We start from the raw sequence: 25,895 nt of genomic DNA on the forward strand, positions 1-25,895 counted from the left end.
GGCGCCGCCGTAATTGCAAAATCGGTAACGGTCACTTGGCCTTTGCGGCCCACGCTGCCACGCGCTGTTTGCACGTATCGGAAAGGTCAGCCTGATGCTCCGTCAGGCAGCCGCGTATCTTGCTCTTCTCGTGTGGAACGCTCGTGCAGAATTTCTGGATGTCGGCCCTGCAGGCACCTTTGCCGCCGTTGGGAGGCGTGGCGCTATCGGCTGCCAGAGATGCCGCAGAACCCAGCGTTGCGGCAGCGGCGAACACCAACAAAAATCTCATACCATCTCCTTGCTGATCGTTATGGACAATGATCTTCGAAAGGCCGGAGAAACCGAGCGCGCGAAGCACATGAGATCCTGCACGCACCGCCTCGCTAGCGGCGCACGTCCCGCGCTGTGCGCCTTCCTTTAAGGAAAGCGCACAGTCGCTCATTCAGCATCACTGCCGAATATCTGATTTAGCGGAGATAGGGGCAGACGCGTTCGACGCCGCGGCGGTCGATATAGGTGCCCGTGCGATAGCTGAAGTCGGGGAAGTCACGCGCGCAGCGATCCATGTCGCGCGGTGCGGCGCGATGCTCGGAAATAGCGGCTGCGATGATTGCGCCGCCGATAAGGCCGCCGACGAGAGCGCCGGGGCCCCAGCCCCATCCGCCGTGACCGCGCCAATAAACGTGGGTGACGGCGCCAGCGTCTTTCGAAAGCGCCGGAACGCCGGTTCCGAACGGCGCGGCAGCAGCTTGCTCAGTCGCAGCAAAAGTCGCCGTCATGGTGGCGGCAATGAGAGAAGAAGCGATAACTTTTTTGAATTTCGTCATATTACGTTTCCACCGTAACGAAGTGTCTGATCCGCCTAACGCGGTGGACGGAAGAGATCCGTCGCTTGCCCCGAAATGATCATAAGTCCTGATGATTCGTTACCGAATACGATGGACTCGCTTCGCGACATTTCGAAGGCGATGAGCGCAGTACACTCTCTTCGCGATGAAGCTGCGGTGAATTACAAAATTACAAAAAAGAAAGCCGGTCGCTCCGGGGGGAAGAAGCGACCGGCTGGTCACCGCCGGTGAGGGATGCGGCGGCACGGGGGTTCGATGTTCTAACTACTCAGCAGCGTGACGAAAGTTCCGGCTGCCTTCTACCGTGTCAAAGCCCAGCGACGCAGCAACTACAGAGTGCATGATACGGCCGCCTTTGACGTTCAATCCTGCTGCGAGATGGGGATCGCGATCGAATGCTGCAAGCTCCTGCTCTGCGAGTTTCATCACGAATGGCAGCGTTGCGTTGTTCAATGCCTGAGCCGACGTGACGGGCACAGCGCCCGGCATGTTGGCGACGCAGTAGTGAATGATGCCGTCGACCTCGAACGTCGGATGCGCGTGCGTCGTCGGCTTCGACGTTTCGAAGCAGCCGCCTTGATCGATCGCCACGTCAACGAGCACGGCGCCCTTCTTCATGTCTTTCAACATCGCACGATTGACGAGCTTCGGCGCGCTCGCGCCAGCGACAAGCACCGCGCCGACAACGACGTCTGCGGCGAGAACTTCGGTCTCGATCGTTTCCATCGTCGAAGCGAGCGTACGCACGCGACCTTCAAACAGCTCATCGAGCTGGCGCAGACGTGGAAGCGACCGGTCAATGATCGATACGTCGGCACCGAGGCCGGCCGCCATCCGCGCTGCATGCGTACCGACGACCCCGCCGCCGAGTACAACGACCTTTGCGGGCTTCACACCCGGGACGCCGCCCATCAGAACGCCGCGTCCGCCGGTGGGGCGACGCAGGGCCTGAGCCGCGGCTTCAATCGAAAGACGGCCAGCAACTTCGCTCATCGGCGCCAGAAGCGGCAGCGAGCCGTTGGCGTCGGTGACCGTCTCGTAAGCGATGGCCGTCGCGCCCGATTCCATCAGGCCGATGGCCTGCTGCGCATCGGGAGCGAGATGCAAATAGGTGAACAGGATCTGATCGGGTTTGAGGCGCTTCCACTCGACCTTCTGCGGCTCCTTGACCTTCACGATCATCTGGGAGTCGAAGAAAACTTCTTCGGCCGATTTGACGATGCGGGCGCCCGCCTTTTCGTAGGCCGCATCGTCGGCGAAAATGCCGGCACCGGCACCCGACTGAACGATCACTTCGTGGCCGCGAGCTGCCAGTTCGCGAACCGAACCCGGCACTAGGCCGACCCGAAACTCATCGCTCTTAATTTCCGTGGGAACACCGATGCGCATGATCCGCTCCTGTAAAGCGCAGCTTCCGATCTTCTACAGTGTAGGTTGACACAGGCCCGCGGCTGTTACTCTGCGATTTTTGTTGTGCTCAACAGCGTTTTTGATGAAAATCTGCGAAAATGGCGGGATAGGCGCAGAAAAATGGCTGAAGTTCCTTTGGATGCGCTGGATAAGGCCATCTTGGCGGCCCTTCTGGTTGACGGCCGTCAGAGCCAAGTCGACCTCGCTGAGCGTGTTCCTCTATCGCCGACGGCCATCGCGCGGCGGATCAAGGCGCTCGAACAGTCCGGAGTGATCGACGGCTACCAGGCGCGGGTCAACCGCAAGGCCCTGGGGCTCAGCATGATGGCCGTGGTCCAGATCAGCCTCGAAAGCCAAAGCCAGGAACTGCTGGAGGCCTTCGAGAAGGCAGCCGCGGCGGCGCCCTCGATCGTGTCCTGCTACATGATGTCGGGGCAGGACGATTATCTCATCACGGTGCTGGCGCGCGATCTAGCGGATTTCGAACGCATCCATAAGGAGCAGCTCTCACGGCTGCCGGGCGTGTCGCGGCTGCACTCGAGCTTTGTACTGCGCGAAGTCGCGAGCCGCTCGCTGCCGGTGTCCAGCCTGCTGCGCTGAGAAGATCCAGCGTGAGATGCGCCGAAGGCCCAATATTGCAAAGTAATTTTTGTGCCTGATCCCCGCCTTCGACACGCCTATGGCGTGCTCGGCCGAGGACGAAGCAATTAGATCAAGGCGCGAGCGCTGCAGCGGAGGCGGCGTTGGGGGCGTCGCCGTCGTCACGTTCGTAGCCGGACTTCAGCGCCGAGCCGTCGCGGCCGTAAATGTCCTGGCGGAATTGCACTTCACCGGTCGAGGGCTCGGCCCAAGCCGTGATGTAGACGAAATGAACAGGCACGGGACGCGTCAGCTTCAGCTCCATCGGCTGGCCGAGGGCGAGCTGCTTGCGGACGCTGCCCGGCTCTCCCCAGCCCGGCTCGTTGTGCGCGATCCAATCCGCCAGATCGACGACATTCTGCACGCGCACGCACCCAGCGCTGAAGGGACGGCTGCGCTGGTCGAACAGCGTCTTCATCGGCGTATCGTGCATGTAGACGCCGTACTGGTTCGTCATATCGAGACGCAGCAGACCGAGAGCGTTCTTCGCGCCGGGGTCTTGCCGGAAGCGATACGTTGCCGTCTGCGGCGACGACCAATCGACGGTTTTCGGATCAAGCTCTTGGCCATTACCCGTATAGACGCGGATGCCTTCATCGGAGAGGTAGCCCGGCTCTTTCTTGAGGCGCGGAATAAGGTCCAGCGTCGCGATGCTCTGCGGCACGTGCCAGTATGGATAGAAATTGATGTTCCGGATCATCGCCGCAACTTCGGGGGTTTCGCGCTCGGGGCGGCCGACAATAGTGCGGAAACGCAGCTGCACCTCGAACTTGTCGACGGCTTCAGCCTGGAACGCCGGGATGTTGACGAGGACGTAGCGCTCCTCGACGTTCTGCATCAGGCCCTTGATGCGATCGTAGTTGAGCTTCAGCTCAGCGAGGCGCTGCTCGGCCGTGATGTTCAAAACCGGATAGACAGAGCGCTCGATGCGACCCGTTTCGCGTAAGCCGTTGCGCTTCTGAAAATGCTTCACGGCATCGGTCAGCTCGGAATCGAACGTCGTCGAGTCGTAATAGGTGCTTTTGCTGGAGAGATCGCCAGTGATGCGAAGACGCTTGCGCAGGATCGGCACGCGGTCGTCGTCGTCGCCCTCGCGCATCATGCGGCCGGGCGGGACCAACGGCCAGCCGCCAGCGTTGACGATCTGCTGATAGTGTTCGATGGCCGCGGAAATCGCATTCAGCATCGTGTCGCTGCGCCAGGGCGTCGAGTCCGGCCGCAGATCGTCGAGCCGCTGAGGCGCGCGGTCAATCGGCGCGCTGTTGGTGCTCGTATCGGCGCCGTAGTTTCGCTGCAGCTGCTCCCATAGGCTTTGGGCGTGGCCGGTCGTCACGAAGCTTGGGACGAATTGGGCGAACGCAACGACGGCGCCAAGCACCGCAGCTCTGACAACAGAAGCCCCAAACCGCGTTGTCGAAATCAAATCTTTCATCCCCGCTTGTCCGGCTACCTCTCGACGCGCACGATAAATAATACGCACCCGGCCGGCTTGCAGCCGCACACCGCCCTCAACCGCCGCCGTCGTGCTATTTCAGCCACTTACCTGTCATCACGCATATGGCCAAACAGTGACGCGTTTCCAAGCCGTTTCCGTCTCGATCTGGCTGCGAAAGCTGATGCGATGTGGCATACATGCCGCGCGCAGGCGGGCCGGGTGTTGCTACGGCGCCGATCGGGAAAAATGGTCGTATCCAAACCGCTCAATCGCGATCGGGGTTCCGTCTGCATCGACGATCTGCAGCGAAATGTTCGCGTCGAGTGCACCAAGGTCACTCACGGCGATGCCTGCGGCTTGCGCCGCATTTCTGAAATCCGCGATCGCCGCCGGGGGTACCGCGACCAGCAATTCGTAATCGTCGCCACCGCCGAGGATCGTTTCAGCGACGGCTGGATCATGTGCCCGCGCCGAGGCTGCGGCCTTGGACAAAGGTATGAGATCGAAATCAAGCCTCAACCCCAGGCTGCCCGCAAGCCGGGCCAGATCTTTCATCAGGCCATCCGAGATGTCGAGCGCGGCGGATGCGTGGGCGCGCAGCGCTTCGCCGAGCGCCAGCCGCGGCGTCGGGCGCAAGTAGCGGTCTTCGAGAAAGGCGCGCTCATCGGCCGTCAGGTGCGGGAACGCCGCGGGATCGGCATGAACGCGCAGGCCCAGCGCGGAATCCCCGACTGTACCAGTGACGAACACGTGGTCGCCCGATGCCGCGCCCTGGCGACGAACGAATTTGCCCGTCGGCACCGCTCCGATGATCGTCACGCCAATCGAAAGCGGACCGGGCGTCATGTCGGTATCGCCGCCGATCAGATGACAGCCGAAGCGATCTTGCGCGGCGTGCAGGCCATTCGCAAAGTTGCTTATCCATTCCCGCGTCGGCGGCTCGGGGAGCGCGAGGTTCAGCATGTAGGCAATGGGCTTCGCGCCCTTAGCGGCGAGATCGGAGGCGTTGACGGCGAGCGCCTTCCACGCAATGTCGGCAGGGTTGTCCGTCGGAAAGAAATGCACGCCCGCGATGATCGGATCACTCGTGAAGACGAGATCGGTTTCGGGCTCTGGCGCAATCAGCGCGGCGTCGTCGCGCAGTTCAAATGCGCCCGGCGCGCCGCGCGTCAGCGGTGCGAGGTAGGTCTGGATCAGATCGGTTTCGTTCGCGATCCGATTGCCCGAGGCAGACATTTTCGACGGCGCTGGCGGCATGCTCTCAACCCAACGCTTGGCTGCGGGCGAGACGTCTCAGGACGACGGCGTCACGCGCTTTGAAACGAATTCGTGGCCGCGAACGCGCCGCGCTAGTTTGTCCAGGATACCATTGACGACGCGTGGCTCTTCCTCGTCGAAGAAGGTATGCGCGACGTTGACATATTCACTGATGGCGACGCGCGCGGGAACGTCACTGCGGTCGAGAATTTCGGCGACGCCCGCACGGAGAATGGCGCGCAGGATCGAATCGACGCGTACGAGCCGCCAACCGGCTGCGAGCTGCTCATCGATCATCGGATCAATCTCGCGCTGCCGACGGATCACTGCGCGCAGGATGTCGGCGAAGAAAACGCGATCTGCGGTCGCCAGCGTCTCGTTGCGATTGTCGCCTTCGAAATGCTGCTCGATGAACTCGGCGATGACGTCGTTTACGTCCGTGCCCGCGACATCCATCTGATAGAGTGCCTGGACAGCCGAAATGCGCGCAGCCGTGCGCGGCGTTATTTCTCCGACCTTTGGTTTGCCCTTGGCCGTCATACCTGCACGTCCCAGAATGCGCGTTTCGTCTCGATGAGGCGGAGGCACGCGCGCATGGCATCGCCGCCTTTGCCGTTGATGCCGCCTTCGGCGCGCGCCAGTGCCTGAGCGCGCGTTTCGACGGTGAGGATAGCATTGCCGACGGGAATGCACTGCTTCATCGCGACATCCATCAGCCAGTGATTGGCGTTGTTGCAGACGATGTCATAGTGGCCCGTTTCGCCTCGAATGACACAGCCCAAAGCGATGGCGCCGTCAAAGGTGGCGCGGCCGGCTGCGCGCGCTTCGGCGGCAGCAGCAAGCACCTGCGGAATTTCAAGCGCACCCGGAACGGCAACCCGCTCGAACGTGACACCGCGCTTGGCGCATTCGGCTATGGCGCCTTCGATCAGCAGATCGGCAATATCTTCATAGAAGCGCGCTTCGATCAGGAGGACGTGGGCGCGAATCTGGCCGGCGCCCTTGTCATCGTGCGGCGCTGCTGGCGTTTTCTGAACCATGGCTCGGGCTACTCGATTTTCCGTGTTCCGGTGACACGCAGCCCGAACGCCTCGAGGCCCACGTACACATGTTGCGGGGACGTCGTCAAAAGCACCATGTCCTTGACGCCGAGATCGGCAAGAATTTGCGAACCGATACCGATTTCAACCTGACGGCGCTCCTTGCTCGCATCCGCCACCGCGCCCGGCGTCGACCGACGCGAAATCCATTCGGAAACGGACTTCGGACGAAGATCGCGGATCAAAACGATGACGCCGCGGCCATCCGCTTCGACAGCGCGCATCGCCTGCTCGATGGCGGTGCCATCTTCGCAATGCTGGTCGATGCCGACGACGTCGGAGAGAACATTGACGGCATGCACGCGCACGAGAACCGGGCCGCCCTTCGAAAGGTCGCCCTTGACCAGCGCCAAGTGTTCGCCGGGCTCGACCGTCGTATCGTAGACGACAAGATTGAAATCGCCGGCCGCCGTCGTCACCGGCGTCTGGGCGACGCGCTTGACGATGCGATCATTCTTCAGGCGATAAGCGATGAGATCTTCGATCGAACCGATCTTCAGCCCATGGAACTGTGCGAAGGCTGTCAGATCGGGAAGGCGCGCCATCGTGCCGTTCTCGTTCATGATCTCGCAGATCACGGCCGCCGGATTGAGCCCGGCAAGCTTGGCGAGATCGATCGAGGCTTCAGTGTGGCCGGCTCGGACGAGAACGCCACCTTCGCGCGCGATCAGCGGGAAGACGTGACCGGGCGAGACGATGTCGTTTGCCCCTTTCGTCGGATCAATGGCGGTCGCGATGGTGCGGGCGCGATCAAACGCTGAGATGCCCGTCGAGATGCCTTCGCGGGCTTCGATCGACGCTGTGAAAGCCGTGCGATTGCGCGAGCCGTTGTGGCGGACCATGTAATCGAGATTGAGTTCGGTCGCGCGCGTCTGCGTCAGCGACAGGCAGACCAGTCCACGGCCGTACTTGGCCATGAAGTTGATGGCATCGGGCGTCGCCATCTGCGCCGGGATGATGAGATCGCCTTCGTTCTCGCGATCTTCGGCATCGACGAGAATGACCATGCGGCCATTCTGCATGTCTTCGATGATCTCCGCGATCGACGACAGGACGCTGTCGCTGCGCACAGTCCGTAGGTTTGAAGGACCCGACATTAGGGGCGAAACTCCATCAGCCGCGCGACGTAGCGCGCGAAAACATCCACTTCCAGATTGACCAGATCGCCGGGGGTTTTCGCGCCCCAGGTCGTCACCGTCAAGGTATGCGGTATGAGATTGACGCCGAACCGGGTTTCCGCAACCTCATTGACGGTCAGCGAGGTTCCGTCCAACGCGACCGAACCCTTGGGCGCTATATAGCGGGAAAGATGCTCGGGCGCTTCCAAAAGAAAGCGTTTGCTGTCACCGTCCGGGGTAATTGAAATAATTTTGGCGACGCCGTCGACGTGCCCCGAGACGATATGCCCGCCAAGCTCGTCGCCCGCCCGGAGCGACCGTTCCAAATTGACGCGGCGGCCAGGCTGCCAGCTGTCGAGGGTGGTTTTGGCCAGAGTTTCATTCGAGACGTCGACGGTAAATTCGGCACCGGCCGAAATTGGTCTGATGTCCGTCGCCGTCAGGCAGACGCCGTTGCAGCAGATTGAAAGGCCTGTTTCTTCCGGCTTCAGGGGATAGGCCGTCCGCAGCGTAAAGCAGCCGCCAGAGCGCGCTATGACCTCGCCGACATCGGTGATCAATCCAGTAAACATGCGATCAGCGTCCTTCCCTATCTGCAAGGCGACGATAGCGCCACATCGTATCGGTGCCGATTGTCCGTCGTTCGACTGCGGTCATTCCAAGGTCTCCGACCCACCGCCGCATGGCCCTGTCGGCGGCAACGTCTGATGGGCTGCCCGCCATATAGAGCACGACCTCGTCCGCCAGCGCTGCATCCGCGAAGCCGCGCCAGATTGCCGGGCCGCCTTCGACCAGGAGGCGGGTGATGCCGCGCGCGACCAGCGCCTCCATGATCGACGGCAGCCATAACGTGCCGCCGACGACGCCGACGTCGATAACCTCCGTGCCGCCGTCGGCGATGGCGCGTTTCTTCCCAGCGTCGCTTGCCGCCGACGTCATCAGCCAGACGGGAACGTCGCGAGCACTTTTGAAGAGCTTGGCTGCGAGCGGCAGATCGAGCGAACGCGAAAGCACAACGCGCACCGGCGAGCGATCCATGAGGCCCGGCAGGCGGCACGTCAGCTCCGGATCGTCGTCCCGAACCGTGGCGCTGCCGACGAGGATCGCGTCAAACTCCTTGCGCAGAAGCATGCCGTGACGGCGGGCTAGTTCGCCCGTGACCCAGACGGGCGCAGAGCCCGAGCCGCGCGCGATTTCGCCGTTGGCATCGAGCGCGAGTTTCAGAGTGACGAGTGGGCGGCGCTCGGTGATGCGGACGATGTGGCCGCGCGTGATCCAGCGGGCTTCCGACACGCCGACGCCGCGCAAGACTTCGATGCCAGCATCGCGGAGACGATTGAGCCCCCGGCCCGCTACGCGCGGATCGGGATCTTCGATAGCGACGACGCAGCGTTTCAATCCAGCGGCAACAATGGCGTCGGCGCATGGCGCAGTACGGCCATAATGCGAGCATGGCTCCAGCGTCACATAAATCGTCGCGCCACGGGCTTTATCGCCGGCGAGCGCGATCGCCTGAGGTTCTGCGTGCGGGCGGCCGCCGCGCGCCGTCGTGCCGCGCGCGATCACTTCCCCGGTTTCTTCATTGACGATCACAGCGCCGACGGATGGATTAGGCGCGGTCGCACCAAGCCCGCGCTCGGCCATGCGCAGCGCAATCGCCATCATCTCGGCGTCGAACGCAGAACTTTTTCCTCGCGACATGTGGCTTAGTGCTTTTTCTCGGCGGCAAGCTCATCGAGCACGGGCGTACCGAACCGTTCGTTAAGATCGAGCGGATCGTGTGTATCGCTCGCGAGTTCGCGTAGGACGGCGTGAAAATCCGCCGCATCGCGGAAGTCGCGATAGACGGATGCGAAGCGGACATATGCGACCGGATCGAGGCCGCGCAAGGCTGCCATGACGAGTTCTCCGATCTCGGCCGAGGTAATTTCGGTTTCGCCGGAGCTTTCGAGCTGGCGGACGAGACCCGACACCAAGCGGTCGATGCGTTCGGGCTCGATGGGGCGCTTGCGCATCGCGACCGAGATCGACTTCGAGAGCTTGTCGCGATCGAACAGAACCTTGCGGCCGGAACGTTTGACAACCGTCAGCTCGCGCAACTGCACGCGTTCGAACGTCGTGAAGCGACCGCCGCAATCGGAACAGATACGCCGACGCCTGATCGCGGAGTTCTCGTCCGACGGCCGACTATCCTTGACCTGGCTATCCTCGCTTCCACAGAAGGGACAGCGCATCCCGATTGCTCCTTAATTCAACACGTGCGTCGTATAGCACGGTGTGGCGCGTTATCCCTTACGGAAGCGCAATTGTGAACCAAATTCATATGGGTGAAAGAGTTCAGAGAACTCAAAGCTTCGGTTGCCGGTTCTTAGGCCGATTCTGCTTTTTAAACTCCTCACGGGCCTTTTCGACGGCCTGGATATGCGTCTCAACCCACGAATCAAGCTTGCGCATTGCGTCGGCCAGGGAGTGGCCAAGCTCAGTCAGTTCGTATTCAACATGAGGTGGGACTTCCATGCGATCGATGCGTCGCACGAGCCCGTTGCTCTCAAGAGTACGCAGAGTTTGAGTCAGCATTTTTTGCGAGACGCCCTCAACCAGCCGCATGAGTTCGCCGTTGCGCATTCGGCCGCGGCGTAACGCGGGCATGACGAGTAGCGTCCATTTGTCCGCCACGAGTTCAAGCAGGGCGCGCGACGGGCAAGCTTCCGCATAGATGTTTGCAGCGAGAGAACCCCGCTTTTCTGCATCGTCCTTCAATCTCTTCAATGGATCGGTGCTTGGCATGTTTTAATCTATAGTTACCAAAAGGTGCGTACTTTACCGTTAGTTCCCACCCCGTATATGCGACCTCGGCAGATCGCAAGTGCGGAGAACGCTAAATGACTACTATCGCTGTCGTCTATCACTCTGGATATGGCCACACCGCCGTCGTCGCCGAGCATGTGGCCAAAGGTGTAGAAACGGTCGCGGGCGCCACAGCCCGGCTTTACAAAGCTGACGACCTTACCGCCTCCGACCAAGGGCCTTGGGACGAGCTTGCGAATGCGGACGCCATCGTGTTCGGCGCGCCGACATACATGGGCTCGGCTTCCGCCGTCATGAAGCAGTTCATGGATGCTTCCTCGCAGGTTTGGTACACGCGGGGCTGGAAAGACAAGATCGCGGCCGGCTTTACGAATTCGGCGAGTTGGTCGGGCGATAAGCTGTCAACGCTCACCCAGTTAGCGGTTTTTGCCGGTCAGCACGGAATGGTCTGGGTCGGCACGGGCATGATGCCGGGGTACAATTCAACGACGACTACGCCCGAAGCCATTAATCGCCTGGGATCGTTTCTCGGCCTCATGACGCAAGCGAATGCCGACGAAGGCGCTGATAAAGCGCCACCACAACAGGACAGGAAGACGGCGGAACTCTTCGGGGCCCGCATCGCCGAAGCTGCCACGCGCTGGAAGAAGGGCGCGTAAAGCCCGATCGCTCGGCTTCGCAGACATGAAAAAAGGCCGTGGGGCGAGCGCCGCACGGCCTTTTTCATTACATCGCGCTTAAGCGTAGATCGGGAAACGGGCGCAGAGCTCCGTCGCCTTGGCCTTCACGGCTTCTTCGACAGCCGCGTTGCCTTCTTCGCCGTTCTTCGACAGACCATCGAGAACTTCGGAGATCAGGCGTCCGATCTCCTGGAACTCGGCGACGCCGAAGCCGCGCGTGGTGCCGGCAGGCGAGCCAAGACGAATGCCCGACGTGACCATCGGCTTCTCGGGGTCGAACGGAATGCCGTTCTTGTTGCAGGTGATGTGCGCGCGGCCGAGCGACTTCTCGGCCTTGTTGCCCGTGATCTTCTTCGGACGAAGGTCGACGAGGATCAGGTGCGTGTCGGTGCCGCCCGAGACGAGCGCGAAGCCGTTCTGCACCATGACCTCACCAAGAGCCTTGGCGTTGTCCATGACGTTCTTGATGTAGACCTTGTAGTCCGGGCGCAGCGCCTCGCCGAAAGCGACGGCCTTCGCAGCGATGACGTGCATCAGCGGGCCACCCTGGATGCCAGGGAAGATCGCCGAGTTGATCTTCTTCGCGATATCTTCGTCGTTCGTCAGGATCATGCCGCCACGCGGGCCGCGCAGCGTCTTGTGCGTCGTCGTCGTGACGACGTGGGCGTGCGGGAACGGGCTCGGGATAAGGCCAGCGGCCACGAGACCGGCGAAGTGGGCCATATCGACGAGGAACGTCGCGCCGACTTCATCGGCAATCGCACGGAACGCTGCGAAGTCGATCTTGCGCGGATAGGCCGAACCGCCGGCGATGATGATGCGCGGCTTGTGCTCGTGGGCAAGCTTCTTGACCTCGTCCATGTCGATGAGGTGCGTGTCCGGCTTCACCATGTAATGGACAGCGTTGAACCACTTGCCCGACTGGTTGACGGGTGCGCCGTGCGTCAAGTGTCCGCCGGCAGCGAGCGACAGGCCGAGGATCGTGTCGCCCGGCTTCGCCAGCGCGTTGAAGACGCCCTGGTTGGCCTGCGAGCCCGAATTCGGCTGAACGTTGGCAAAACCGCAGTTGAACAGCTTCTTGGCGCGGTCGATCGCGAGTTCTTCGGCGATATCGACGTATTGGCAGCCGCCGTAGTAGCGCTTGCCCGGATAGCCTTCTGCGTACTTGTTCGTCAGAACGGAACCTGCAGCATCGAGCACAGCCTGAGACACGATGTTCTCAGATGCGATCAGCTCGATTTCGTGCTGCTGACGTCCGAATTCCTTCTGGATGGCGGAGAAGACCTCGGGATCGGTCTCCGAGAGGTGCGCCTTGAAGAAGCGCGACGTCTGCGAGTTTGCTGCGGCCGGTGCAGTCGACATTGAGCTTTCCCCTGATTTTGGAAATGTTTTTGTAGCGCTGGCGGGGACCGTTAAGTCAAGCCCGGCCGGACGCGGGTTCAACCATAGTAAGGGCTCAGGCGCCAGGGCTCAACACCCCACCCGGGCGCGTAATATCGGCGCGGATGGGGCTTTTGGCTCAAAGGGGTAGTCAGGTCCTGCTCGGCGAACCCGCCCTATTCGGCGGCTTCGGCGAGGCTTTCCATCAGCGCCAGCGGGCACTGACACCACAGCTCGGACAGGGCGTTAACGAGGTGATCCATGTCGGCATCGGTGTGATGCGGCGACGGCGTCAGGCGCAAACGCTCCGTACCGCGCGGCACGGTTGGGTAGTTGATCGGCTGGACGTAGATGCCGTAGCGATCAAGGAGAACGTCCGTCAGCGCCTTGCAGCGCACCGGATCGGCGACGAGCACCGGCACGATGTGGCTCGGCCCCTGGATGACCGGAAGGTCGGCCGCAGCGAGCTTGCGCTTCAACGTGCGGGCACGTTCCTGGTGCGCCTCGCGCTCAGCGCTGCTCGACTTCAGGTGACGGATCGAAGCAACAGCACCAGCCGCGATGGCGGGCGCCAAAGACGTCGTGAAGATGAAGCCCGGCGCGTAGGAGCGAATGGCATCGCAGATGGTTTTCGAGGCAGCGATGTAGCCGCCCATGACGCCGAAGCCCTTAGCCAGCGTGCCGTTGATGATGTCGACGCGATCCATGACTTTGTCACGTTCGGCGACGCCGCCGCCACGCGGACCATAGAGGCCGACGGCATGCACTTCGTCGAGATACGTCAGAGCGTTATATTTCTTCGCCAGATCGCAGACGGCGCCGATCATGGCGACGTGGCCGTCCATCGAATAGACGCTCTCGAAAGCGATGATCTTCGGCGTCTCACGCGGCACCGTTTTGAGTTTGGCTTCGAGATCGGCGAGATCGTTATGGAGGAAGATCTGCTTCGGTCCGCGGCCATTGCGAATGCCGGCGATCATCGAAGCGTGGTTCTTTTCATCCGAGAAAATCACGCAGCCCGGAAAGAGCGTGGCCAGCGTCGATAGGGCCGCTTCATTGGCAACGAAGGCCGAGGTGAAGACGAGAGCGGCTTCCTTGCCGTGGAGGTCGGAGAGTTCGTTTTCGAGTTCGACGTGATAGTGGGTCGTGCCGGCGATGTTGCGCGTCCCGCCCGAACCGGCACCAACGAGGTCGATCGCTTCGTGCATGGCGGCAAGCACTTTGGGGTGCTGGCCCATGCCGAGATAGTCGTTCGAGCACCATACGGTAATGGGCTTGGCAGCCTCGCCCTTGATCACTTCGGCTTTGGGAAAGGAACCTCGGCGGCGCTTCAGGTCGGCGAAGACGCGGTAGCGGCCTTCTTTCTTGACGGCATCGAGGGCATCGGAGAGCTTCTGCTCGTAATTCATCTTCTGGTTTCCGCTCCCAAAAGCACGACGTTCATTTTATTTTTCAGCCTTTATGGCCCCGGAGGGCACAAAGAACCAGTGCCGTTTCGTCGCGCAGTTGCATGAAATTTTGGTCAGGTTCAAGGACTTTCTTCAACACCCAACGCTCCTGCCCAGAACCTTTGCAATTATTCTAAAGCACCACAACCAACCTTGAGGCGCATCAAACCATACCGAGGTATGTAGACCGTTCTCTGAACTAATATGAGGCCGCGATCTCGCCGACGCCGTCCTTTTGATAGATGTCGCGGCGGAACTGGACGACCCCGTCGGCCGTGGCCCAGGCGCTAATGTAAACAAACAGCAGCTGAACGGGTTTTTTCAGCCGGACGTCCATCGGCTTGCCTGATTCTTTCATTTGCTCGATCCGGTCGGCATTCCAGCCGTTTTGTCCGGCAAGCAACCACATCGCCAGATTTTCGATGTTGTGAACCCTGATGCAGCCCGAGCTTTCGGATCGGAAATTCCGCCCGAAAATGCGGTCGGACGGGGTGTCGTGCATGTAAACTGAGTGGGCGCTGTTGAAATTGATCTTGAGGAACCCGAGCGGGTTCTCCTTGCCGGGCTTCTGGCTATAGCGGTAGGTGCCGGGCTTGACCTTGTCCCAGTCGATTTTAGCCGGATCGACTTTCTTACCGCTGCCGTCGTAGGCGTCGATCCCGAATTTCAGCAGAACGTTCTGTCCCTTCTTCTGCATCTGCTGACCGCGCGGAATCAGATCCTCAGCGATGACCGTCGGCGGCAGGCGCCAGGTCGGATTGAAGCTCAGATCGGTGATCGGCGTGCGCAGCAGCGGTGTCGGACGATCTTCCTTGCCGACGACGCCGGCATAGCGGGCAACAATCTGTCCGTTCTCGACGGCTTCGATTTGGGCGGCAGGAATGTTCACGACGACGTACTTCTTCTGCGTCGTCGGGATAACTTCCTGGAGGCGCGCCAGATTGGCCTTCAATTGCTTTAGGCGTACGTCGGCAGGCACGTTCAGCGCCATGATCGTGCGCTTGTCGGCGATGCCGGTCGGGGTCAACCCGTTCGACGCCTGGAACCGCTTCAGCGCCTTGTCGACCTCGTAATCGAAATAGGTCGAAGTTGTATTGCCGCTCCGCAAATCGCGAGACGCTGCAAGGCGTGCCCGGAGAAGCGGGACGCTTGGATCGGTCGTGCCATACTGCAGCAGGCTATCGCGCGGCGTCTTGTTCGGCGGCACCGGAAGCTGCGGCCAGCCGCCCCGGCTGACGATCATCAGATACTCACGGACGGCCATCTTCGTCGCTTCGATGTTCGCCTTCGCGAGCGTGGCGAAGCCCTTCGGCGGGTTGGCTTCCCACTCGCGGACGAAATCGGGGTCGGTCGGATTGGTCGAGAGCGAGGAACCTGGCGCATCGTTGCCGGTCGGGCCGAAATTGATCCAGCCGAAGCTCTGGGCGGCGGCACTTCCCATGCCGGTCCATGCGGCGGCGGAAAGCGTCACGAAACCGATACCGACCAGCAGTGGCGCGATTCTGCGGGCGGTTGAGCCCGCCCTGGCAAATGTCGATCGCCCGATATGCACGTCGTCCCCCTGCCCCTCGCCTTGGCGGCTTTTCTCAGGGACAGTCTAACCGAATAACTGGAAACGAAAAAGGACCGCTCCGGATTTAAGGAACGGCCCATTTTATGCTGCGGGACAACAGCATGGCAAACCCGGGGAGTGGCGCAATCGTCCGTATTACAGGCGGTAGCGGATCTGATCCGACCAGAAACGTTCCAGGCGAACCAGCGCCTTATTCAGGCTCTTGACGTCATCGCCCGACACTTCGCCGACGGTTTGAACGGAGCCGAGCTGGCGAAGATAGAGCTTGCTGACGACGTCGCGGGCCTCGTGGCCTTTGTCGGTGAGGCTGACACGCACCGAGCGGCGATCGGTGTCCGACCGCTTGTAGTGAATGTAGCCCATATCGACGAGTTTCTTCAGATTGTAGGAGACGTTCGAGCCGAGGTAATAGCCGCGCGTCTTCAATTCGCCCGCGGTCAATTCGCTCTCACCGATGTTATAGAGCAGCAGCGCTTGCACGCTGTTGAGTTCGGCGCCGCCACGACGATCGAATTCGTCTTTGATGACGTCGAGCAAAAGCCGATGAAGGCGTTCGATCAGGCGCAATGCCTGGAGATATTCACCGCGAAAGCCTTCTTCTTGAACGGGCGCGCGGTGACGTGCCACTTCATACGCTAAACTCATTACCCTGCCTCACATGTTTTTGACGCCACCCGGTTTGCCCCGGGTTTTGACAAATAGATAATGGGAAGGACTGAATTTCGCCTAAATAGATATAGTAAAAGAATAGTGACAGGCCCTATTTCCAAGGGTTTTTTAACCAGTCAGCAACATGAAATTTGTTTGTGGTGATTTTCGCGTTAATTGCGCAACGACAATTGGATGCAATACGCCATCGCAAATTCAGACGCGCGCGGCCTGCATTTCCGCGCGGCTCGGCAGTTCGAGATCGCCTTCCGGCAGCGGCTTGAAATAACCGTCGACGATGTCGGCTGCAACATCTTCGTAACGCCCCGGCTGCCAGACGGGCTTGCCATCTTTATCGCGTAGCAGAGCGCGCACACCTTCGTGGAAATCGTGATTTTCAAGGCAGCGCACCGCGAGGCGATAATCTTCGATCAGCGTATCGCGAATATCGAAACGAAGCGCATTCTGGATATGGCGCAGTGTTATCGCCAATGAAATCGGAGAGCACTTTCTCAACCCAGAGAGCGTGCGTTGCGCCCATTCCGAACCTTTCGCCTCGGCCCTTTCGAGCGAACGAAAAATTCCGTCAAGTGTCGGCTCGGAGAAATGCTCATTGATATGGCCGCGCTCTTTCTGCAGATCGCCTGGCTCTTGCGGCTGGTTCAGATCATCGAGAAGCGGATCGACGGGCTGGGCGTCCGCGAGCTTGGCGCGAATATCTTCGAAATGCGAGGACGATATGCAGTGCGTGACGAGCCTCAGCCATTGCGCATCGGCGCGACCGATCGAACGCCCCGTCAGGCCGAGATAGAGACCGATCGGCCATGGCATTTTCGCCAGAACGCGCGCAATCCCAACATCGGGAAAAAGTCCGATCTTCGTCTCAGGCATTGCCCATTTGAAGTTTTCACCGGCGATGCGGTGCGTATTGAACGCCGAAAGCCCCGCGCCCGAGCCCATGCACAGCCCATCAATGAAAGAGACGGTCGGCTTGGAGAAGCATTCAAGCAACCAGTTCAGCGAATATTCGTCTCGCATGTAGCTTTTTGCCGTCGCGATATCGCTTTTCGCGGCGGCGGAAAGCGCCACAACATCGCCGCCGGCGCAAAATGCTTTCGGACTGCTCGACACGAGCGCAACGATGTAGACGTCGGGATTTCTCGCGACACGCGGGATGGCGGAGAGCAACGCACGGCACATCTCATTGTCGAGAGCATTGAGCGACGACGGCCGATTAAGCGTGAACGTCTGCAACGCCTGTGTTTGGGCGGCGACGATTTTCTCAGCCTGCATCGGTGTGGCCGCGTTGATGGCGATCTTAGGTTCGTTCACTGCCTGCTCGATCGTAGACGTGCTTTGATTCTGATCGTTATGCTATGCCCCGTTTCCACCGGGCTCGCTAGTTTTTGCGGCGATAAAGCACAATCGGTCACAAGGCTCACGGAATTTGTCCAGAACTTGTAACTGCCGTGCAACGCCAATGACTTGGCCGCGGACGCAAACTCTGCGATGATTATAAGTGCGTGACTGCGCGGGCATGCGTCGCGCCCCGGCCTTGCATCGGCTTTCGAAATCTCGCCCGCGTTGAAATACCAGGCCGCATACAGACAATCATGATGACAGCATACGAGCGCAATTCGGCCAAACGAACGTATTGGCGCGCCGTCGTGGCTGCTGCCGCGTGCGCATCCGCTGCGATCGGCTTCGTTGCTGCAGATGCGGACGCGACAACCACCAAGAAACATCATAAGCCCACGCAGCAAACAGCCGCGCCGAAAACAAACGCCGCGGCGGCTTCGACGGCGGCCGATCCGGCCAATGCAACGCCTTCCGCCACCAATCCCGCCAAGGCCGACGCGCAAGCCGCAGCGAAACCTGCCGACACCTGGTCGGAAACGGAAATTGCCGACGCCCGCGCGCATTGCGCCGTTATCCTGCAGCGCATTCATGCCGTGGCGCTCCCGCACGCGCCCATCCGCGACGGCGCTTGCGGGGCTCCCGCGCCGGTCGAACTCATCAGCATCGGACAAAATCCGGAGGTCGCGCTGTCGCCGCCCGCGATCGTGCGCTGCGATCTCGTCGAGCAGCTCGCGAACTGGTTCGAAAACGATGTGCAGCCCTTAGCGCGCAAGCATCTCAAATCGGCAATCGTCCGGATCGAGACGATGAGCTCTTATTCCTGCCGCAACGCCTATGGCCGCAAGTCGACGAAGCTCAGCGAGCACGCGCTCGCAAACGCCATCGACATCGGCGGTTTCATCACCAGATCGGCGAAGACGGCCGAGGTGCTCGACGACTGGGGCAAGCCGCAGCGCGAGATTGCCGCTGAAGCCGAGGCGCGGAAGAAGGCAGCACAAGACGCGGCCGCCAAGACTGCGCAAACAAACGTCGCCAGCAATCCGGCGCAGGGGGCGTTGCCATCCATCGTTCCGTCGACGACGGGCGCGGCGGCGGCTGGGCTCGTGCGTTCGACCATCATCGAAGGCGTGTCGAATGTCGTGGTCACGTCGTCGTGGGCATCGGCCACGGATGTGAACCGGCTCGGCGGACCGGGCCCGGAAACAGCGACGCCCAAGGCGGCGTTTCCTGTCGGCCTCAGAAACCCGTCGCCGGAAATGCAGGCCTTCCTACGGGAAGCGCATGCCTCGGCCTGCCGGACGTTCGGCACGACGCTTGGACCGGAAGCGAATGCCGCGCACCGGAACCATTTTCACATCGACATGGCCCAGCGGAAGTTCGGCAAGATCTGCGACTAGGACCGACCGCCCTCTCTAGGCCAGGGGATGAGGAAACGAGCCTGGCGCCTGCGGATATCTGACCTGCGTAACGCGGCTTGCGCGGAAGGCCGGCACGTGTCCATTGTCCCCGCGGTTCCGCCATCTCAGGAACGGATCGACACGTCAGCAGGACTTTTCCCATGTCTTCTCGCATGCGCCCCACGTCTTCCGCCGCCAATGCAGGCACGCCGCCCGACTCTCTTTCCGGCGGATTTCCGGCAATTCGCATGCGCCGAAACCGGAAAAGCCCGTGGTCGCGCCGCCTCGTTGCCGAGCATCTGCTTTCGCCGAACGATCTGATCTGGCCGCTGTTCGTCGTCGATGGCGAAGCCAAGCGCATTCCGGTGGCGTCGATGCCGGGCGTCGAACGGTTGAGCGTCGATCTGATCGTCGAGGCGGCGAAGGAAGCCGAGGCGCTCGGCATCCCGGCTCTCGCCCTCTTCCCGTTTACCGACCCCAAGAAGCGTAGCGAGAGCGCCGAGGAAGCCTTCAATCCCGACAATCTCGTTTGCCGGGCGACGCGCGCGATCAAGGCCGCCAAGCTCGACATCGGGGTCGTTCTCGACGTGGCGCTGGATCCCTATACGAGCCATGGGCATGATGGGCTGATCGTCGGCGGCGAGATCGTGAACGACGAGACGACGGCCGCGCTCGTCAAGCAATCGCTGGTGCAGGCGGAAGCTGGCGCCGACGTTCTCGCTCCTTCGGACATGATGGACGGGCGCATCGGCATCATTCGCGCCGCGCTCGAGACGGCGGGCTTCAAGAACACGCAGATCATGTCGTATGCCGCGAAGTATGCGAGCGCATTTTATGGGCCGTTTCGCGATGCGGTCGGCTCGACGGGTCTGCTCAAGGGCGACAAGCGCACGTATCAGATGGACCCGGCGAACACCGAGGAAGCGCTGCGCGAGGTTGCGCTCGATCTCGACGAAGGCGCCGACATGATCATGGTGAAGCCCGGCATGCCCTATCTAGACATCGTGCAGCGGGTCTCGAGCGAATTCGGCGTGCCGACGTTCGCGTACCAAGTGTCGGGCGAATACGCGATGCTAGCCGGTGCATTCGAGCGCGGCTGGCTCGATGCCGACAAGACAATGGTCGAAAGCCTGTTGGCCTTCAAACGCGCGGGCGCGTCCGGCGTGCTGACATACTTCGCGCCCAAAGTCGCGAAATTGTTGGCGGAGTAGCTTATCTCGTCATTTCGATCTGACGAGTTTGCGAGGCCCGCGCTCGGCCGAGATGGCGGTGAGAAGCTAGCGCCGGACGCGGCGGCGGAAATCCTGGTCGGGCGGGATCTGATCGGCGGGGGCGGCGTTACCGCCTGCGGCCGCGGCGGCACCAGCCTGGTTCGGATCGTCGGACGGCGCTACCGTACCAGCGTTCGGATTGTCCTCGGCGATGGTGCGGATCGGCTTCTCGCATTTTGTCAGCCAGACATCATATGTCGGATGCTCCAGGCCGTAGATGCCGGGGCTTTCGGCAAACATCCAGCCGGTGAAAATACGTTTCTCGGAACCGTCAACCTGAGACTCATCGATCTCGACGAACGTGTCCGTCTTGGGCTCGTCGGTGGGCGGGCGCGAATAGCACGCGCGCGGCGTGATCTTGAGCGCGCCGAACGTCGCCGTCTTGTTGAGTTCGACTTCGATCTTCGAGATGTGCGCCGTCACCTTATCGAGCGCTGAAAAGACGGCGACTTGATTTTCAATGCGATCGGCTGCTGCGGGCGGCGCGGTCAGAGCCGCGAGCGCGCCAGAAAGAAGCAACCCCGACACGAACGCACCCGCACGGCGACAGACCTTCGTGCGGCGCCCGAAATCTAACAAGTCCGTCTGTCTCAACTGCAAAAACCCATTCCCCAGAGACGCGCTACCGCGCCTCGCCGGATTGCCCGCCAAAGGGGGCGATATTTCGTTCGGCCGGATTAATCTCGATTAATTCGGCTTCCACGCCTTGTAGTCGCTGGCGGATGCCGCGCGCTGGCCGGTGCCCAGGATCGATCCCTTGGGGCGATAAGCCTTCGCCGTGCCGGTCATGTTCATCTGATGCGGCTTTTGCCAGGGGCGCGGGTGATAGCGCTCTTCGGTCGGCGGCGTATCGACAGTATAATGCAGCCAGCCGTGCCATTCGGGCGGCACCTGACTCGCTTCCGAGAGCTTGGGATAGATGACCCAACGCGCCGGAACGCCCAGCGGGCCGACGCCGCTTCTCTGAATGAAATAGCGATTCCCGAACTGGTCCTCGCCGACGAGCTTGCCTTTGCGCCACGTAAACAGGCGCGTGCCCCAGGTATTGCCGCCCCACCAGCAGAAAATCTCGCTGAATAAGCTCATCGTTCGGGCATCCTTTGCCGCTGCTACCCTGATCACGAATTAGCGGTTCTTCGGCGGTGATGTCCAGACGCCATTGAGCCGGTGCAGGCATGCAACAGAGCTGACGCGGAATCGCACTAAGCTCGTCAGCAGCCGGATCGAAAAAACGGACATAATTAAGTCCTGTCCACACCACCAACGGCCAAGAGGCCCGGCAAAACCCCAACGAATGCGCGACAAACGCCAACTCCGGCCGGAAGTTGTTAACACCACTAGATGTAGTGCTTGTTGTCTCTGCCACCCCAACATCTATTTAATTTCCCTTGTCGGATCGGCTTCGAATCTCCTAACTTTGGCCCTGTTGCGACATTCGTAAGACGGACCGTTCGAGATCGGTTGACGACGACTTCGCAGCTGTTCGGTTCAGTAGCGTTCCAGCGTAGCGCGCGAGTCTTCGTCGCAATCACACACTTCGGGTCGGCATGAGGCCGGCGGAGTCGCCTTTTCGGTGTCTTCGCGGGCACGGGGAAACTGCGACCGGTGTGTTGAGTGCCGACGAGGCGCCTTCGGGCTGTCCATCCGCGTTTTCGACCCGCCGTTCGCCGGAGTTGCAGGGCTCCGAGCGCGTGGCGTCCAAAAAATCACATACGGCGCCCAGCAACACCGCTGCGCGCCGCGCAATTCGGGGGCACTTTCACATGAAGATTACACGGCGTTTCACGAAAGCCGGCCTTTCTCCTTATGCCTCGATCCCGTTCCGGCGTGCGACGTCAGAAATCAAGAACCCCGATGGTTCGATCGTTTTCCGTCTCGAAGGCTTCGATGTCCCCGAACAGTTCAGTCAGGTTGCAGCTGACATCCTGGCGCAGAAATACTTCCGCAAGGCGGGCGTGGCGCGGCGCCTGAAGCGGTGCGAAGAAACGCAGGTTCCGTCGTGGCTGTGGCGCTCCGCCCCGGATGACGCCGCTCTTGCCGAGCTGCCGGACAACGAGCGTTTCGGCGGCGAGACGGACGCGCGCCAAGTCTTCGACCGTCTCGCCGGCACCTGGACCTACTGGGGCTGGAAGGGCGGCTACTTCTCGTCCGAGGAAGACGCGCAGGCGTTCTTCGACGAGCTGCGCTACATGCTCGCCATGCAGATGGCGGCGCCGAACTCGCCGCAGTGGTTCAACACCGGCCTGCACTGGGCCTACGGCATCGACGGCCCCGGCCAGGGCCACCTCTATGTCGACTATCAGACGGGCGAACTCGTGCAGTCGACGTCGGCTTACGAGCATCCGCAGCCGCACGCCTGCTTCATCCAGTCGGTTGCCGACGACCTCGTCAACGAGGGCGGCATTATGGATCTCTGGGTGCGAGAAGCGCGCCTCTTCAAATACGGCTCGGGCACGGGCTCGAACTTCTCGTCGCTGCGCGGCGCAAATGAGAAGCTGTCGGGTGGCGGCCGTTCGTCGGGCCTGATGAGCTTCCTCAAAATCGGCGACCGGGCGGCGGGCGCCATCAAGTCGGGCGGCACGACGCGGCGCGCGGCGAAGATGGTCGTCGTCGATGTCGATCACCCGGATATCGAGGAATACATCGGCTGGAAGGTCAAAGAAGAGCAGAAGGTGGCGGCGCTCGTCACCGGCTCGAAGATCTGCCAGAAGCGGCTCAAGGCTGTGATGAAGGCTTGCGTCAACTGCGAAGCGGAAGGCGACGCCTGCTTCGAGCCGACGAAGAACCCCAAGCTGAAGATCGCGATCCGCGAAGCCAAGCGTGACGGCGTTCCGCAGAACTACATCCTGCGCGTCGTCCAGTTCGCGCGCCAGGGCTACAAGGACATCGAGTTCGACACCTACGACACCGATTGGGACAGCGAGGCCTATCTCACGGTCGCCGGTCAGAACTCCAACAACTCGGTGCGCGTGACGGATGACTTCCTCAACGCCGTCGTCGAGGACAAAGACTGGAACCTGCGTTCTCGCCTTGGCAACAAGGTAACGAAGACGATCCGCGCCCAGGATCTCTGGGAGCAAATCGGCTTTGCGGCGTGGGCCTCGGCCGATCCCGGCATCCAGTTCCACACGACGATCAACGACTGGCACACCTGCCCGCAGTCGGGACCGATCCGCGCTTCGAACCCATGCTCGGAATACATGTTCCTCGACGACACGGCATGCAACCTGGCGTCGCTGAACCTCTTGCGCTTCCGCCGCGAGGATAAGTCGTTCGACATCGAATCGTATGAGCACGGCTGCCGCCTGTGGACGGTTGTGCTCGAAATCTCGGTGCTGATGGCGCAGTTCCCGTCGCGGCAGATCGCGGAGCTTTCGTACCGCTATCGCACGCTGGGCCTTGGCTTCGCGAACATCGGCGGCCTCTTGATGTCGTCGGGCATCCCTTATGACTCAGAGGAAGGCCGCGCGATCTGCGGTGCGATCTCTGCGATCATGACGGGCGTGGCCTACGCGACGAGCGCAGAGATGGCGGAAGAGCTTGGCCCCTTCCCCGGCTACGCGCCGAATGCGCAGGATATGCTGCGCGTGATGCGCAACCATCGCCGCGCCGCTCATGGCGAAGCCGAGTTCTACGAGCAGCTCTCGGTTGCGCCGGTGCCGCTCGATCACGACGCTCTGAGGGATGCGCGCCTCGGCGACGCTGCAAAGCGCGCCTGGGATCGGGCGATCGAACTCGGCCAGGAGCATGGCTATCGCAATGCTCAAGCGACCGTCGTCGCGCCGACCGGCACGATCGGCCTCGTCATGGACTGCGATACGACCGGCATCGAGCCCGACTTCGCACTCGTGAAGTTCAAGAAGCTCGCGGGCGGTGGTTACTTCAAGATCATCAACCAGTCGGTGCCGGAAGCGCTGCGCGCGCTCGGCTATCGCGAAAGCCAGATCGCCGAGATCGAGGCTTATGCAGTCGGCCACGGCTCGCTGGCCCAGGCACCCGCCATCAACACGGGCACGCTGAAGGCCAAGGGCTTCACCGACGACGTGCTGGCGAAGGTCGAGAAGGGTCTGGCGACCGCGTTCGACATTAAGTTCGTGTTCAACCGCTGGACGCTCGGCGACGACTTCATGACGGGCAAACTCGGCATTCCAGCCGACAAGCTCAACGATCCGTCGTTCGATATCTTCGCGCACCTCGGGTACTCGAAGAAAGACGTCGAAGCCGCCAACGAACACGTCTGCGGAGCGATGACGCTTGAGGGTGCACCGCACATCAAGGCCGACGACCTGCCGGTGTTTGATTGCGCCAATCCGTGCGGCAAGAAGGGAAAGCGCTTCCTTTCGGTCGAGAGCCACATCCGCATGATGGCCGCTTCGCAGCCGTTCATCTCGGGCGCGATCTCGAAGACGATCAACATGCCGAACGATGCGACGGTCGAAGACTGCAAGCAGTCGTACATGCTGTCGTGGAAGCTGGCTCTCAAAGCCAACGCGCTCTATCGCGACGGTTCCAAGCTTTCTCAGCCGCTCAACAGCCAGATCCTCGGCGATGATGCAGACGAGGCCGCGGACGCCGTGGATGCTCTGATGAGCCAACCGCTTGCCGCTCGCACGGCGACCGTGACTGAAAAGATCGTCGAGAAGATCGTCGAGCGCGTCGTCTACGTGGAGCGCGAGAAGGCGAAGGGCCGCGACAAGCTTCCTGGCCGCCGTAAGGGCTACACGCAGAAAGCTGCTGTCGGCGGGCATAAAGTGTATCTGCGCACTGGCGAATACGACGACGGCCGCGTCGGCGAAATCTTCATCGACATGCACAAGGAAGGCGCTGCTTTCCGCTCGCTGATGAACAACTTCGCCATCGCGATCTCGCTCGGCCTGCAATACGGCGTGCCGCTGGAAGAATACGTGGAGGCGTTCACCTTCACACGCTTCGAGCCGGCGGGCCTCGTGCAGGGCAACGAGACGATCAAGAACGCGACGTCGATCCTCGACTACATCTTCCGCGAGCTGGCGGTGTCGTACCTCGGCCGTCACGATCTGGCGCACGTCGATCCGCGCGAAATCGTCGGCGAGACGGGGCTGGGCTCCAGCGACGACGATACGGATGAGCAGCTTTCGCTCAACCTGCCGGAGAGCGTGACGAAGATGGTGTCGAAGGGCCTCGTTCGCGGCGCCGACGTGGTTCGCCTCGCGAGCCGCACGACGACGAACGTTTCGGGTCCCAAGGCGTCGTCGCTTGGTGCGGCCGCCGTGCAAAACGCGAGCTACGACGTCAGCGCCCGCTACGTTGAATCGACGCTGACGCACGGCGCGAATGCGCTGTCGGCGGTAAGCGAAGAGATGCAAGCGGCGGTGTCATCGCCGGTTCTGACGAAGTCGGAGCTTTACAAGCAGCGCCTCTCCGAAGCGAAACTCCGCGGCTACGAAGGCGTCGCCTGCACCGAGTGCCAGAACTTCACGATGGTCCGGAACGGCACGTGCCTGAAGTGCGATACGTGCGGATCAACGAGCGGGTGCAGCTGAGTTAGTCCTTCCATCTTTCC

Annotated in this window: 24 protein-coding genes; 5 read left to right on the forward strand and 19 right to left on the reverse strand. The window is 61.3% G+C overall.

Going from position 1 to position 25,895, the window contains the following annotated elements; translation table 11 throughout:
• Window positions 1–31 precede the first annotated feature (31 nt).
• The 3 genes from HYP802_RS23860 to ald all read right to left on the reverse strand — a co-directional run bounded on the left by HYP802_RS23860 (window position 32) and on the right by ald (window position 2,219).
• A complete protein-coding gene (locus tag HYP802_RS23860; protein ID WP_157135437.1) occupies window positions 32–271 on the reverse strand; it encodes a cysteine rich repeat-containing protein in 240 nt (79 codons plus the stop codon).
• A 178-nt stretch (window positions 272–449) separates the two neighbouring features.
• Window positions 450–809 (reverse strand): hypothetical protein, encoded by a 360-nt coding sequence (locus HYP802_RS0115895; protein WP_013948378.1) that lies wholly within the window; start codon window positions 807–809, stop codon window positions 450–452.
• 285 nt (window positions 810–1,094) lie between these two features.
• The gene (gene ald / locus HYP802_RS0115900; RefSeq protein WP_024276120.1) at window positions 1,095–2,219 is read right to left on the reverse strand and encodes an alanine dehydrogenase; all 1,125 of its coding nucleotides are present in this window, start codon (window positions 2,217–2,219) and stop codon (window positions 1,095–1,097) included.
• A 141-nt stretch (window positions 2,220–2,360) separates the two neighbouring features.
• On the opposite strand from ald, the gene HYP802_RS0115905 reads away from it, so the two are divergent.
• Window positions 2,361–2,840, forward strand: coding sequence for an Lrp/AsnC family transcriptional regulator (locus HYP802_RS0115905; protein WP_013948381.1), 480 nt, complete (start codon window positions 2,361–2,363; stop codon window positions 2,838–2,840).
• Window positions 2,841–2,952: 112 nt separating this feature from the next.
• Here the strand turns inward: HYP802_RS0115905 and HYP802_RS0115910 are convergent, their stop codons facing one another.
• The 9 genes from HYP802_RS0115910 to HYP802_RS0115950 all read right to left on the reverse strand — a co-directional run bounded on the left by HYP802_RS0115910 (window position 2,953) and on the right by HYP802_RS0115950 (window position 10,576).
• On the reverse strand, window positions 2,953–4,311 hold the full coding sequence (locus tag HYP802_RS0115910) for a L,D-transpeptidase family protein (RefSeq protein WP_013948382.1): 1,359 nt from the start codon (window positions 4,309–4,311) through the stop codon (window positions 2,953–2,955).
• Between the two features lie 228 nt (window positions 4,312–4,539).
• Window positions 4,540–5,571, reverse strand: a complete 1,032-nt coding sequence (gene thiL / locus HYP802_RS0115915) for a thiamine-phosphate kinase (protein ID WP_013948383.1) — start codon at window positions 5,569–5,571, stop codon at window positions 4,540–4,542.
• A gap of 36 nt (window positions 5,572–5,607) precedes the next feature.
• On the reverse strand, window positions 5,608–6,111 hold the full coding sequence (nusB, locus tag HYP802_RS0115920; protein ID WP_013948384.1) for a transcription antitermination factor NusB: 504 nt from the start codon (window positions 6,109–6,111) through the stop codon (window positions 5,608–5,610).
• Window positions 6,108–6,611 carry a 6,7-dimethyl-8-ribityllumazine synthase gene (gene ribH / locus HYP802_RS0115925; protein WP_013948385.1) on the reverse strand — a complete coding sequence of 168 codons (504 nt, stop codon included), beginning with the start codon at window positions 6,609–6,611 and terminating at the stop codon, window positions 6,108–6,110. The genes nusB and ribH overlap by 4 nt, the downstream gene beginning before the upstream one ends.
• 8 nt (window positions 6,612–6,619) lie before the next feature.
• Window positions 6,620–7,768, reverse strand: a complete 1,149-nt coding sequence (ribB, locus tag HYP802_RS0115930; RefSeq protein ID WP_013948386.1) for a 3,4-dihydroxy-2-butanone-4-phosphate synthase — start codon at window positions 7,766–7,768, stop codon at window positions 6,620–6,622.
• Complete coding sequence (locus HYP802_RS0115935) at window positions 7,768–8,361, reverse strand: riboflavin synthase (protein WP_013948387.1); 594 nt, start codon at window positions 8,359–8,361, stop codon at window positions 7,768–7,770. The genes ribB and HYP802_RS0115935 overlap by 1 nt, the downstream gene beginning before the upstream one ends.
• 4 nt (window positions 8,362–8,365) lie before the next feature.
• Window positions 8,366–9,490 carry a bifunctional diaminohydroxyphosphoribosylaminopyrimidine deaminase/5-amino-6-(5-phosphoribosylamino)uracil reductase RibD gene (ribD, locus tag HYP802_RS0115940; protein ID WP_013948388.1) on the reverse strand — a complete coding sequence of 375 codons (1,125 nt, stop codon included), beginning with the start codon at window positions 9,488–9,490 and terminating at the stop codon, window positions 8,366–8,368.
• A 5-nt stretch (window positions 9,491–9,495) separates the two neighbouring features.
• A complete protein-coding gene (gene nrdR, locus HYP802_RS0115945; protein WP_013948389.1) occupies window positions 9,496–10,023 on the reverse strand; it encodes a transcriptional regulator NrdR in 528 nt (175 codons plus the stop codon).
• A 112-nt stretch (window positions 10,024–10,135) separates the two neighbouring features.
• Entirely contained in the window at window positions 10,136–10,576 is a 441-nt protein-coding gene (locus HYP802_RS0115950; RefSeq protein WP_013948390.1) for a helix-turn-helix domain-containing protein, read from the reverse strand.
• 95 nt (window positions 10,577–10,671) lie between these two features.
• On the opposite strand from HYP802_RS0115950, the gene HYP802_RS0115955 reads away from it, so the two are divergent.
• Window positions 10,672–11,256 (forward strand): flavodoxin family protein, encoded by a 585-nt coding sequence (locus HYP802_RS0115955; RefSeq protein ID WP_013948391.1) that lies wholly within the window; start codon window positions 10,672–10,674, stop codon window positions 11,254–11,256.
• 78 nt (window positions 11,257–11,334) lie between these two features.
• On the opposite strand, the gene glyA is transcribed toward HYP802_RS0115955, so the two are convergent.
• From glyA to HYP802_RS0115985, 5 genes are all read right to left on the reverse strand, one after another.
• Window positions 11,335–12,639, reverse strand: coding sequence for a serine hydroxymethyltransferase (gene glyA, locus HYP802_RS0115960; RefSeq protein ID WP_013948392.1), 1,305 nt, complete (start codon window positions 12,637–12,639; stop codon window positions 11,335–11,337).
• Between the two features lie 194 nt (window positions 12,640–12,833).
• The gene (gene hemA, locus HYP802_RS0115965) at window positions 12,834–14,066 is read right to left on the reverse strand and encodes a 5-aminolevulinate synthase (protein WP_013948393.1); all 1,233 of its coding nucleotides are present in this window, start codon (window positions 14,064–14,066) and stop codon (window positions 12,834–12,836) included.
• A 238-nt stretch (window positions 14,067–14,304) separates the two neighbouring features.
• Window positions 14,305–15,657 (reverse strand): L,D-transpeptidase family protein, encoded by a 1,353-nt coding sequence (locus HYP802_RS22465; protein WP_013948394.1) that lies wholly within the window; start codon window positions 15,655–15,657, stop codon window positions 14,305–14,307.
• Between the two features lie 156 nt (window positions 15,658–15,813).
• Window positions 15,814–16,323, reverse strand: a complete 510-nt coding sequence (locus HYP802_RS0115980) for a winged helix DNA-binding protein (protein WP_013948395.1) — start codon at window positions 16,321–16,323, stop codon at window positions 15,814–15,816.
• Window positions 16,324–16,542: 219 nt separating this feature from the next.
• Window positions 16,543–17,658 carry an enoyl-CoA hydratase/isomerase family protein gene (locus HYP802_RS0115985; protein WP_013948396.1) on the reverse strand — a complete coding sequence of 372 codons (1,116 nt, stop codon included), beginning with the start codon at window positions 17,656–17,658 and terminating at the stop codon, window positions 16,543–16,545.
• 281 nt (window positions 17,659–17,939) lie between these two features.
• Here HYP802_RS0115985 and HYP802_RS0115990 point away from each other — a divergent pair, with 281 nt between their 5' ends.
• Window positions 17,940–19,082, forward strand: coding sequence for an extensin family protein (locus tag HYP802_RS0115990; protein ID WP_013948397.1), 1,143 nt, complete (start codon window positions 17,940–17,942; stop codon window positions 19,080–19,082).
• 248 nt (window positions 19,083–19,330) lie between these two features.
• On the forward strand, window positions 19,331–20,293 hold the full coding sequence (gene hemB / locus HYP802_RS0115995) for a porphobilinogen synthase (RefSeq protein ID WP_244421046.1): 963 nt from the start codon (window positions 19,331–19,333) through the stop codon (window positions 20,291–20,293).
• 66 nt (window positions 20,294–20,359) lie between these two features.
• On the opposite strand, the gene HYP802_RS22975 is transcribed toward hemB, so the two are convergent.
• Window positions 20,360–20,881 (reverse strand): DUF2155 domain-containing protein, encoded by a 522-nt coding sequence (locus HYP802_RS22975; protein ID WP_155831249.1) that lies wholly within the window; start codon window positions 20,879–20,881, stop codon window positions 20,360–20,362.
• A gap of 159 nt (window positions 20,882–21,040) precedes the next feature.
• Window positions 21,041–21,439, reverse strand: a complete 399-nt coding sequence (locus tag HYP802_RS0116005) for an NADH:ubiquinone oxidoreductase subunit NDUFA12 (protein ID WP_013948400.1) — start codon at window positions 21,437–21,439, stop codon at window positions 21,041–21,043.
• A 677-nt stretch (window positions 21,440–22,116) separates the two neighbouring features.
• On the opposite strand from HYP802_RS0116005, the gene HYP802_RS0116010 reads away from it, so the two are divergent.
• The gene (locus tag HYP802_RS0116010; RefSeq protein WP_013948401.1) at window positions 22,117–25,875 is read left to right on the forward strand and encodes a vitamin B12-dependent ribonucleotide reductase; all 3,759 of its coding nucleotides are present in this window, start codon (window positions 22,117–22,119) and stop codon (window positions 25,873–25,875) included.
• Window positions 25,876–25,895 lie beyond the last annotated feature (20 nt).

Origin of the sequence: Hyphomicrobium sp. 802, from assembly GCF_000526135.1 — a bacterium.
Taxonomy (GTDB): Bacteria; Pseudomonadota; Alphaproteobacteria; order Rhizobiales; family Hyphomicrobiaceae; genus Hyphomicrobium_B.

Bases quoted from the DNA above. Each gene is read 5' to 3' on its own strand.
- HYP802_RS23860 (WP_157135437.1), bottom strand. From the start codon at position 271: ATGAGATTTTTGTTGGTGTTCGCCGCTGCCGCAACGCTGGGTTCTGCG.
- HYP802_RS0115895 (WP_013948378.1), bottom strand. From the start codon at position 809: ATGACGAAATTCAAAAAAGTTATCGCTTCTTCTCTCATTGCCGCCACC.
- ald (WP_024276120.1), bottom strand. From the start codon at position 2,219: ATGCGCATCGGTGTTCCCACGGAAATTAAGAGCGATGAGTTTCGGGTC.
- HYP802_RS0115905 (WP_013948381.1), top strand. From the start codon at position 2,361: ATGGCTGAAGTTCCTTTGGATGCGCTGGATAAGGCCATCTTGGCGGCC.
- HYP802_RS0115910 (WP_013948382.1), bottom strand. From the start codon at position 4,311: ATGAAAGATTTGATTTCGACAACGCGGTTTGGGGCTTCTGTTGTCAGA.
- thiL (WP_013948383.1), bottom strand. From the start codon at position 5,571: ATGCCGCCAGCGCCGTCGAAAATGTCTGCCTCGGGCAATCGGATCGCG.
- nusB (WP_013948384.1), bottom strand. From the start codon at position 6,111: ATGACGGCCAAGGGCAAACCAAAGGTCGGAGAAATAACGCCGCGCACG.
- ribH (WP_013948385.1), bottom strand. From the start codon at position 6,611: ATGGTTCAGAAAACGCCAGCAGCGCCGCACGATGACAAGGGCGCCGGC.
- ribB (WP_013948386.1), bottom strand. From the start codon at position 7,768: ATGTCGGGTCCTTCAAACCTACGGACTGTGCGCAGCGACAGCGTCCTG.
- HYP802_RS0115935 (WP_013948387.1), bottom strand. From the start codon at position 8,361: ATGTTTACTGGATTGATCACCGATGTCGGCGAGGTCATAGCGCGCTCT.
- ribD (WP_013948388.1), bottom strand. From the start codon at position 9,490: ATGTCGCGAGGAAAAAGTTCTGCGTTCGACGCCGAGATGATGGCGATT.
- nrdR (WP_013948389.1), bottom strand. From the start codon at position 10,023: ATGCGCTGTCCCTTCTGTGGAAGCGAGGATAGCCAGGTCAAGGATAGT.
- HYP802_RS0115950 (WP_013948390.1), bottom strand. From the start codon at position 10,576: ATGCCAAGCACCGATCCATTGAAGAGATTGAAGGACGATGCAGAAAAG.
- HYP802_RS0115955 (WP_013948391.1), top strand. From the start codon at position 10,672: ATGACTACTATCGCTGTCGTCTATCACTCTGGATATGGCCACACCGCC.
- glyA (WP_013948392.1), bottom strand. From the start codon at position 12,639: ATGTCGACTGCACCGGCCGCAGCAAACTCGCAGACGTCGCGCTTCTTC.
- hemA (WP_013948393.1), bottom strand. From the start codon at position 14,066: ATGAATTACGAGCAGAAGCTCTCCGATGCCCTCGATGCCGTCAAGAAA.
- HYP802_RS0115980 (WP_013948395.1), bottom strand. From the start codon at position 16,323: ATGAGTTTAGCGTATGAAGTGGCACGTCACCGCGCGCCCGTTCAAGAA.
- HYP802_RS0115990 (WP_013948397.1), top strand. From the start codon at position 17,940: ATGATGACAGCATACGAGCGCAATTCGGCCAAACGAACGTATTGGCGC.
- hemB (WP_244421046.1), top strand. From the start codon at position 19,331: ATGCGCCGAAACCGGAAAAGCCCGTGGTCGCGCCGCCTCGTTGCCGAG.
- HYP802_RS0116005 (WP_013948400.1), bottom strand. From the start codon at position 21,439: ATGAGCTTATTCAGCGAGATTTTCTGCTGGTGGGGCGGCAATACCTGG.
- HYP802_RS0116010 (WP_013948401.1), top strand. From the start codon at position 22,117: ATGAAGATTACACGGCGTTTCACGAAAGCCGGCCTTTCTCCTTATGCC.